8 protein-coding genes and 2 pseudogenes are annotated in these 8,347 nt (G+C 70.6%); 9 read left to right on the top strand and 1 reads right to left on the bottom strand.

The genetic code is table 11. From position 1 onward, the window contains the following. Positions 1-86 precede the first annotated feature (86 nt). Positions 87-1,043: an LLM class F420-dependent oxidoreductase gene (locus tag ACWDA7_RS47720; RefSeq protein WP_450613814.1), complete on the bottom strand. Its 957-nt coding sequence runs from the start codon at positions 1,041-1,043 to the stop codon at positions 87-89. Between the two features lie 193 nt (positions 1,044-1,236). Here ACWDA7_RS47720 and ACWDA7_RS47715 point away from each other — a divergent pair. The 9 genes and pseudogenes from ACWDA7_RS47715 to ACWDA7_RS47675 all read left to right on the top strand — a co-directional run. Continuing rightward, positions 1,237-2,547 (top strand): annotated as a pseudogene (locus ACWDA7_RS47715) (NAD(P)/FAD-dependent oxidoreductase); the annotation flags it as partial. Between the two features lie 62 nt (positions 2,548-2,609). Beyond that, positions 2,610-4,457, top strand: coding sequence for a transketolase (locus ACWDA7_RS47710; protein ID WP_450613812.1), 1,848 nt, complete (start codon positions 2,610-2,612; stop codon positions 4,455-4,457). Positions 4,458-4,470: 13 nt separating this feature from the next. Continuing rightward, the gene (gene ligD, locus ACWDA7_RS47705) at positions 4,471-5,409 is read left to right on the top strand and encodes a non-homologous end-joining DNA ligase (protein WP_450613810.1); all 939 of its coding nucleotides are present in this window, start codon (positions 4,471-4,473) and stop codon (positions 5,407-5,409) included. 157 nt (positions 5,410-5,566) lie between these two features. After that, positions 5,567-5,914, top strand: coding sequence for a gas vesicle protein GvpO (locus tag ACWDA7_RS47700; protein ID WP_359410241.1), 348 nt, complete (start codon positions 5,567-5,569; stop codon positions 5,912-5,914). A 55-nt stretch (positions 5,915-5,969) separates the two neighbouring features. Continuing rightward, complete coding sequence (locus tag ACWDA7_RS47695; protein ID WP_450613808.1) at positions 5,970-6,389, top strand: gas vesicle structural protein GvpA; 420 nt, start codon at positions 5,970-5,972, stop codon at positions 6,387-6,389. 2 nt (positions 6,390-6,391) lie between these two features. After that, on the top strand, positions 6,392-7,162 hold the full coding sequence (locus ACWDA7_RS47690; RefSeq protein WP_450613806.1) for a GvpL/GvpF family gas vesicle protein: 771 nt from the start codon (positions 6,392-6,394) through the stop codon (positions 7,160-7,162). A 3-nt stretch (positions 7,163-7,165) separates the two neighbouring features. After that, complete coding sequence (locus ACWDA7_RS47685) at positions 7,166-7,426, top strand: gas vesicle protein GvpG (RefSeq protein WP_359410244.1); 261 nt, start codon at positions 7,166-7,168, stop codon at positions 7,424-7,426. Then, the gene (locus tag ACWDA7_RS47680; protein WP_450613804.1) at positions 7,423-8,055 is read left to right on the top strand and encodes a DNA primase; all 633 of its coding nucleotides are present in this window, start codon (positions 7,423-7,425) and stop codon (positions 8,053-8,055) included. The genes ACWDA7_RS47685 and ACWDA7_RS47680 overlap by 4 nt, the downstream gene beginning before the upstream one ends. A 2-nt stretch (positions 8,056-8,057) precedes the next feature. Next, positions 8,058-8,347 (top strand): annotated as a pseudogene (locus ACWDA7_RS47675) (SRPBCC family protein); the annotation flags it as partial.

Here is an 8,347-nt window from a genome sequence, read left to right as displayed (position 1 = left end):
GGTGACGACCTTGCTCACCCGCACGCCGTCGAAGGACGCGACGACGGTCGCCTGGTGGTCGTCGGCCCCGGCTGACACCGGTCGCCTTACCGCGGCAGCTGCGGCAGCACCTTCGTGCGGTAGAAGTCGAAGAAGCCGCGCTGGTCGGGACCGATCTGGTTGACATAGACCCGGTCGAAGCCCGCGTCGGTGAACGCGGTCAGCGCCGCCACATGCTCGTCCACGTCGTCCCCGCACACCCTCTTCTCACGCACCATGTCCTCGGTGATCAGCGGCTGCAACTGCTCGAAGTGCCTCGGCGAGGGCAGCACCTGGCCCATCTCGCCGGGCAGCAGCTCATTGGCCCACAGCCTACGAGCCGTACGGACGGCCTCCTCGCGGTCGGTGCCGTAGCAGACCTTGATGCCGCCGCTGACCGGCTTGGCGCCGCCTCCGCCCTTGCGGAACTGCGTCACCATCGACTCCTCGGGCGTCATCGTGATGTAGCCGTCGCCCACGCGGGCCGCGAGCGACGTCGCTGCGGGGCCGAAGCCGGAGATGTCGATCGGGACGGGTTCGTCGGGCACGGTGTAGAGGCGGGCCTTCTCCACCGTGTAGTGGGTGCCGTAGTGGCTGACCTCCTTGCCGGAGAAGAGCCGGCGTATGACCTGGATCGCCTCCTCCAGCATCTCCAGACGCACGTTCGTGGGCGGCCAGGCGCCGCCCAGGATGTGCTCGTTGAGTGCCTCGCCCGTGCCGACGCCGAGCCGGAACCGGCCACCGGTCATCACCGCGCTGGTCGTGGCGGCCTGCGCCACGATCGCCGGATGGATCCGCACGGTCGGGCAGGTCACCGCCGTCTCGATCGGCAGCGACACCGCTTCCGAGACCGCGCCGATCACCGACCACACGAACGGGCTCTGACCCTGAGCGTCGTTCCACGGGTGGTAGTGGTCCGAGATCCACAGCGCCTCGAATCCGGCCTGTTCGGCCATCCTCGCCTGGTCGATCAGGTCCGGGGGTCCGAACTCCTCGCAGGAGAGGAAATAGCCGTACTCGGTCATGGGGGGAACCTCCGGAACGTGGCTTACCGCATTGGTCCCGGTCCGGGTAACCGCCGGGGTTGAGGGCGAAACGCCCGTCCGGCGGCGTTTGGGCGCCCCGACCAGGGGGACGCGGAAGGTCTCGTACGGGTGGCATTCGTGCGCCCGCCAGGCAGACGCAACGATGTACGCGACGACCGCGCCGGAGGCGAACGTGAGTCGACCCCGCATCCTGATCATCGGTGCCGGATTCGCCGGGTACCAGACGGCCCGCACCCTGTCCCGGCTGACGCGTGGCCGGGCCGAGATCACCCTGCTCAACCCGACCGACTACTTTCTGTACCTCCCGCTGCTGCCTCAGGTAGCCGCGGGCATCTTGGACCCGCGGCGCGTCACCGTCTCGCTCACCGGCTCGCTGCGCCACGTCCGGCTGGTGCTCGGCGAGGCCGACGGCATCGACCTCGACGCCCACACCGTGCACTACACCGACCCCGAGGGCCAGGGCGGCACGCTCGGCTACGACCGGCTCGTGCTCGCCGTCGGCAGCGTCAACAAGCTGCTGCCCATCCCCGGTGTCTCCGAGCACGCACATGGCTTCCGGGGACTACCCGAGGCGCTCTACCTGCGCGACCACGTGGTCCGTCAGATCGAGCTGGCCGCTGCGGCCGAGAACCCCAAGAACTGCTCGGCCCGCTGCACCTTCGTGGTGGTGGGCGCCGGCTACACCGGCACCGAAGTCGCGGCCCAGGGGCAGCTGTTCACCGACGAGCTGGTACGGCAGCACCCGCTGCGCCACGGTATGCGGCCGCGCTGGATGCTGCTGGACATCGCGCCGCGCGTGCTGCCCGAGATGGACGAGCGGCTCTCCCAGACCGCCGACCGCGTGCTGCGGAGGCGCGGTGTGGATGTGCGGATGGGGACCTCCGTGAAGGAGGCCACGCACGAGGGGGTGCTGCTGACCGACGGCGAGTTCGTCGACACCCGCACACTGGTGTGGTGCGTGGGCGTACGCCCCGATCCGATCGTCGAAGGGCTGGGACGCCCCCTGGAGCGCGGTCGGCTGCTCGTCGACCCGTACCTCCAGGTGCCCGGCCAGCCCGAGGTGTTCGCCTGCGGGGACGCGGCCGCCGTCCCCGATCTGGAGAAGCCCGGCCAGTACACGCCGATGACCGCGCAGCACGCCTGGCGGCACGGCAAGGTGGCCGCCCACAATGTCGCGGCCTCCCTCGGCATGGGCTCGAGGCGTGTCTACCGCCATCGCGACCTGGGCTTCGTCGTGGACCTCGCCGGTGTCCAGGCCGCCGCCAACCCGTTCGGCGTGCCCCTGTCCGGGCCGCTCGCCGGCGCCGTCACCCGCGGCTACCACCTCGCCGCGATGCCCGGCAACCGCATCCGGGTCGTCACCGACTGGCTCCTGGACGCCGTACTTCCACGGCAGTCCGTCCAGCTGGGCCTGGTCCGCTCCTGGTCCGTGCCGCTGGAGTCGGCGTCGCCCGAGCTGGCCCGGGTACCCGGAGGCCCGGACACCCCCTCGCTCTCGACGGTTCCGGGCGAGCAGGGGCGCCCCCACGGCACGGAGGAGACCACATGAACACCCGTCAGCTGCACGAACTGGCCCAGCAACTGCGCGTCGACAGCGTCCGCGCCGCCGCGGCGGCCGAATCCGGGCACCCGACCTCTTCGATGTCCGCCGCGGACCTGATGGCCGTCCTACTGGCGAACCACCTCCACTACGACTTCGAACGCCCCGCGCAACCGGCCAACGACCGGTTCGTCCTGTCCAAGGGCCACGCCTCACCACTCCTCTACGCCGCCTACAAGGCCGCGGGAGCGATCAACGAGACCGAGCTGCTCACCTTCCGCAAGCTCGGCAGCCGCCTCGAAGGACACCCCACGCCCCGCCGGCTGCCCTGGGTGGAGACGGCGACCGGCTCGCTCGGCCAGGGCCTGCCCGTCGGCGTCGGCATCGCCCTGGCCGGGAAGCGGCTCGACCGCACCGGATACCGGGTCTGGGTGATGTGCGGGGACAGCGAGCTGGCCGAGGGGTCCGTGTGGGAGGCCGCCGAGCACGCCGGGTACGAGCACCTCGACAACCTGATCACGATCGTCGACGTCAACCGCCTCGGCCAGCGCGGCCCCACCCGCCACGGCCACGACCTCGACGCCTACGCGCGCCGCTTCAAGGCCTTCGACTGGCACACCATCGAGGTCGACGGGCACGACGTGGACGCCATCGACCGCGCGTACGCCGAGGCCGAGTCCACCACCGGCCAGCCCACCGTGATCCTCGCCCGTACCCTCAAGGGCAAGGGTGTCCCCTCCGTCGAGGGCCGCGAGGGCATGCACGGCAAGCCGCTGCCCGACGCCGACGAGGCGATCGCCGAGCTGGGCGGCGTGCGGGACCTGCGCGTCGAGGTGCAGCAGCCGCCCGCGGCCCGGGTGCTGCACGCCGTGCAGGGCGGCCATCTCGATCTGCCGCGCTACGACGTCGGCGACGAGGTCCCCACCCGTGACGCCTTCGGCCAGGCGCTCGCCGCGCTCGGCCACGCTCGCGGCGATGTCGTCGCCATCGACGGCGAGGTCGGCGACTCCACGCGCGCCGAGTACTTCCACAAGGAGCATCCCGAGCGGTACTTCGAGTGCTACATCGCCGAGCAGCTGATGCTCGGGGTCGCGGTGGGCATGGCGGCGCGTGGCTGGGTGCCGTACGCCTCGACGTTCGCCGCGTTCCTCACCCGCGCCCACGACTTCATCCGCATGGCCTCCATCAGCGGTTCCGGTGTCAACCTGGTCGGGTCGCACGCGGGCTGTTCCATCGGCGAGGACGGACCCTCGCAGATGGGCCTCGAGGACCTGGCCATGATGCGTTCGGTGTACGGGTCGACCGTGCTGTACCCGTGCGACGCCAACCAGACCGCGAAGCTCGTCGGCTCCATGGCCGGCCTGGAGGGCATCCGCTATCTGCGCACCTCGCGCGGGAAGACACCGGTCATCTACGGCCCGACCGAGGAGTTCCCGGTCGGCGGCAGCAAGGTGCTGCGCACCTCCCCCGAGGACCGGCTCACCGTCGTCGCCGCCGGCGTCACCGTCCACGAGGCGCTGAAGGCCGCCGACCACCTCGCCGAGCAGGACATACCGGTCCGGGTCATCGACCTCTACTCGGTCAAGCCCGTCGACCGGGTCACCCTGCGCGAGGCCGCCGAGCGCACCGGCTGCCTGCTCACCGTCGAGGACCACCGCGCGGAGGGCGGCCTCGGCGACGCGGTCCTCGACGCCTTCTCCGACGGGCGCCCGGTGCCCCGTCTGGTGCGCCTCGCCGTCCGTACGATGCCGGGCTCGGCGACCCCCGCCGAGCAGCTCCACGCCGCGGGCATCGACGCCGAGTCCATCGCCGCCGCCGTGCGGCTGCTGGTGGAACACGCCGTCGTGCGATGACGGAGGGAGCGCCATGACCGGTACGAGCGCCGTGCGGGTGGGCCGTCGTGAGGTGGAGATCCACCGGCCGGACAAGGTGCTGTTCCCGGGCGACGGTGACGGCAAGGAGTACACGAAGGCGGACCTCGTCGCCTACTACCGCGCCGTCGCCCGCTTCATGCTGCCCCATCTGCGCGGCCGTCCCCTGATGCTGGAGCGGCACCCCGACGGTGTCGGCGGACCGCGCTTCATGCAGAAGAACACCCCGGAGCACTACCCGGACTGGATCCACCGCGTCGAGGTGCCGAAGGAGGGCGGCACGGTCTGCCACACCGTGTGCGACGACACGGCCACCCTCGTCTACCTCGCCGACCAGGCCTGTCTGACCCTGCACCGCTGGCTCTCCCGCGTCGGCAGGCCGGAGCGGCCGGACCGGATCGTCTTCGACCTCGACCCCTCCGTGCCCGAAGGGTCCGGGGGGACCCGAGGTGACAACTTCGGCCAAGTCCGGCGCGCCGCACACCTGCTGGAGGAACTCCTCGGCGAACTCCGGCTGCCGTCCGGTCTGATGACCACCGGTTCGCGAGGGCTGCATGTCGTCGTGCCGGTCAGCGGCGACCACGGCTTCGACGAGGCACGCGAGTTCGCCAAGGATGTGGCCGAGACGCTCGCCGAGGCCCACCCCGACCTGCTCACCACGGCCGCCCGCAAGAAGGACCGCGGCGACCGGCTCTACCTGGACGTGCAGCGCAACGCCTACGCGCAGACCGCGGTCGCCCCCTTCAGCGTCCGGGCCCTTCCGGGGGCCCCGGTGGCCATGCCCCTGTCCTGGGACCAACTGGACGACCCGGGGCTGGGCGCCCGCCGCTGGACCGTCGCCGACGCCCTGGACCAGGCCCGCACCGGGCCCTGGGACGGGCTGAGGGCGCGCGCGATCGGTCCGGCGCGCAGGCGCCTCGAAGCGCTTCGCTGACGACACCCCGCAGTCGCACTCTCGCATACGGTGAAAAGGTCTTTCCTGTCACGCTCAGCCGCCGGCCGGCCTGGCTGGAGCCGTATGGCGTACGGCCGAAAACCGACTTCACAGGTTTGTGCGGAAGACACTGGGCACTCGGCTTAACGAGGTCGCCATGTCAAACACATCAAGCGCATCGAATTCACAGGATTCGCCCAAAAGCTCGGGGGGCGGTTCGGCCAAGGGCCGGCTGCGTCCCACAGAAGTGGTGCACGAGGCACGTGCCCAGTTCGCTGAGCTGACCGGCATGACCCCCGAGTCCGTGTCGTCCTTCGAGCGTACGGAGGACGGCTGGGAACTGCAGATCGAGGTCCTGGAGCTCGCCCGGGTCCCCGACACCATGAGTCTTCTTGCGAGCTACGAGGTGGAGCTCACCGCCGACGGTGAACTCACCGGATACCGGCGCGTTCGCCGTTACGAGCGCGGGAGGGCCGACGCACATCGGCCTGGCGGCCGCCAGTAGACCGCAGTCCCGCGCACATTCCGACAGACCCGACAGACAAGGAGGAACGGTCGGTATGACCGTTGTCCCGGCACAGCAGACCGGCGGAGGTGGCGGCTCCAGCGGACTTTACGACGTCCTGGAGCTCGTCCTTGATCGAGGACTTGTCATTGACGCATTCGTCCGTGTGTCCCTCGTCGGCATCGAGATTCTGAAGATTGACGTACGCGTCGTCGTCGCGAGCGTCGACACGTATCTGCGCTTCGCGGAGGCGTGCAACCGTCTTGACCTGGAGGCCGGCCCGCGCAAGGCCCCGGGGCTCCCCGACCTGGTCGGCGAGATCACCGAGTCCGGTGCGCGCGGCAAGTCGAAGGGCGCCTTGTCCGGCGCCGCGGAGACGATCTCGGACGCCTTCAAGCAGGCCCGAGAGGAGGGCCGGGGCGAGAGGCCGCGGCCCCGCAGGAGCGCGTCCGCCCGTAAGAAGGAGGAGGAGTAGGAGTGAGCACGTACGTCTACGGCATCGCCGCGAGCTCGCACCCCTCGCTCCCCAAGGACATGGGTGGTGTCGGCGATCCGCCGTGCCCCGTCAGGATTCTGAAGGAGGGCGAACTCGCGGCCATCGTGAGCGACGCCCCCGAGGGGTTGCGGCCCAAGCGCAGGGACCTGCTCGCCCACCAGAGCGTGCTGAGTGAGGCCGGCGCGGCCGGTTCGGTGCTGCCCATGCGCTTCGGCAGCGTCGCCCCGGACGACACCGCCGTCACCGAGGTGCTCGCCGAGCGTGTCGACCACTACCGCGAGCGCCTGGTGGCCCTGGAGGGCCGGGTCGAGTACAACGTGAAGGCCAGCCATGACCAGGACGCGGTGCTGCACCGGGTGATGGCCGAGAATTCGGAACTACGGGCCTTGGCGGAGGCCAACCGGCAGTCCGGCGGCGGCAGCTACGACGACCGGCTGAGGCTCGGCGAGATGGTCGCCCAGGCGGTGCAGGGCCGCGAGGCGGAGGACGGCGCGGAACTGCAGGGTCTCCTGGAGCCGGCCGCCGACGCCGTCAGCGTGGGCCCTGAGTCCACCGGATGGCTGGCCAACCTCTCCTTCCTGGTGCCCCACAGCTCCGCGGAGGAGTTCCTGGCCGCCGTGGAGGAGGCCCGCAAGAGCCACCCGCACCTCGAACTGCGGGTCAACGGGCCGTTGCCGCCGTACAGCTTCGTCGAGCCCGGTCCTGCCGAGCCCGCGGGGACCACGACCGGCACGGCCACGGGCGAGGAGTGACCCATGGGACTGCTCACAGAGGCCCTGCTGCTGCCGTTCGCACCGGCGCGCGGCAGCCTCTGGGTGATCAGACAGGTGATCGCCGAGGCTGAGCGACAGTACTACGACCCGGCGACCGTCCGGGCCGAACTCGCCCTTCTCGAGCGTCGGTTCGAGGAGGGCGAGATCACAGAGGAGGAGTTCGACTGCGAGGAGGACGCACTCCTCGACCGGCTCGAGATCGGTCTGGGCCAAACATCGGGAACTGGCGACGGGACGACATGATGAATCGAACCGCACTGGGCCTCGCCATAGGGGCGGGATATGTCCTGGGACGTACCAAGAAGATGAAACTCGCGCTCGGCGCGGCCTCGCTGGTCGCGGGCAAGCGCATGCAGCTCAGCCCCCGGGCGATCGCCGACCTGGTCAACCAGCAGCTTTTGAGCAACCCGCAGTTCAAGGAGATCGGCGACCAGCTGCGCCATGATCTGCGCGGGGTGGGCAAGGCCGCCTCCGGCGCATTGCTCGAACGGCAGATCGAGGGCATCGCCGGCCGGCTGCACGACCGCACCTCTCAGGTGCGGGATCAGATCTCCGGAGTACCGACTCCGGACCTGCCCGACCTCGGGGACGACGAGGACCGGGGCGAAGAGGAGCCCGGCGAGTCCGATCGCGGCGAGACGGAGGCAGCGGAGGACGAGGAGACGGGTCGCGAGAAGGCGGCCAAGAAGGCGCCGGGCAAGAAGGGGCCGCCGAAGAAGGCGCCCGCCAGAAAGGCACCGAGTCCGAAGGCCGCGAAGAAGACGGCCGCCAAGAAGGCCCCTGCCAAGAAGGCCGCCGCGAAGAAGACCGCCACCGTCAAGGGCGGCGAGCGGCGCGTCGGCCGCGGGTCGAGCGGTGAAGGGAGGCGGTGACGATGGCCGGCATCGCGGGTTCCGCGGCCGACAGGCCCGACGGCGGACTGTCCAAGGTTGCCCAGAGCGAGGCGGTGGACCACCTCAAGCAGGAGCTGCAGAGCTACCTGATGGCCCAGGCCGAGCGCTTGCTCGTCGGCGCGGGCCGCAAGCTGGGCGAGACCACCGTCAAGCTCAACGACATCGCCGAGGGCAACAGCCCTGGCTTCGCCAAGCTCGCCCTGGAGGGCGGACGCAAGCTCGCCGAGGGCAAGGGCCCGCTGCGCGCCGTCCTGGAGACGGGCGCCGGCCA

The sequence above is a fragment of the Streptomyces sp. NPDC001156 genome (assembly GCF_053598275.1).
This window is presented reverse-complemented; position numbering and strand designations above follow the sequence as displayed.

Excerpts from the sequence above, each read along its gene's own strand:
- ACWDA7_RS47720 (WP_450613814.1), bottom strand. The coding sequence starts at position 1,043 with ATGACCGAGTACGGCTATTTCCTCTCCTGCGAGGAGTTCGGACCCCCG.
- ACWDA7_RS47710 (WP_450613812.1), top strand. The coding sequence starts at position 2,610 with ATGAACACCCGTCAGCTGCACGAACTGGCCCAGCAACTGCGCGTCGAC.
- ligD (WP_450613810.1), top strand. The coding sequence starts at position 4,471 with ATGACCGGTACGAGCGCCGTGCGGGTGGGCCGTCGTGAGGTGGAGATC.
- ACWDA7_RS47700 (WP_359410241.1), top strand. The coding sequence starts at position 5,567 with ATGTCAAACACATCAAGCGCATCGAATTCACAGGATTCGCCCAAAAGC.
- ACWDA7_RS47695 (WP_450613808.1), top strand. The coding sequence starts at position 5,970 with ATGACCGTTGTCCCGGCACAGCAGACCGGCGGAGGTGGCGGCTCCAGC.
- ACWDA7_RS47685 (WP_359410244.1), top strand. The coding sequence starts at position 7,166 with ATGGGACTGCTCACAGAGGCCCTGCTGCTGCCGTTCGCACCGGCGCGC.
- ACWDA7_RS47680 (WP_450613804.1), top strand. The coding sequence starts at position 7,423 with ATGATGAATCGAACCGCACTGGGCCTCGCCATAGGGGCGGGATATGTC.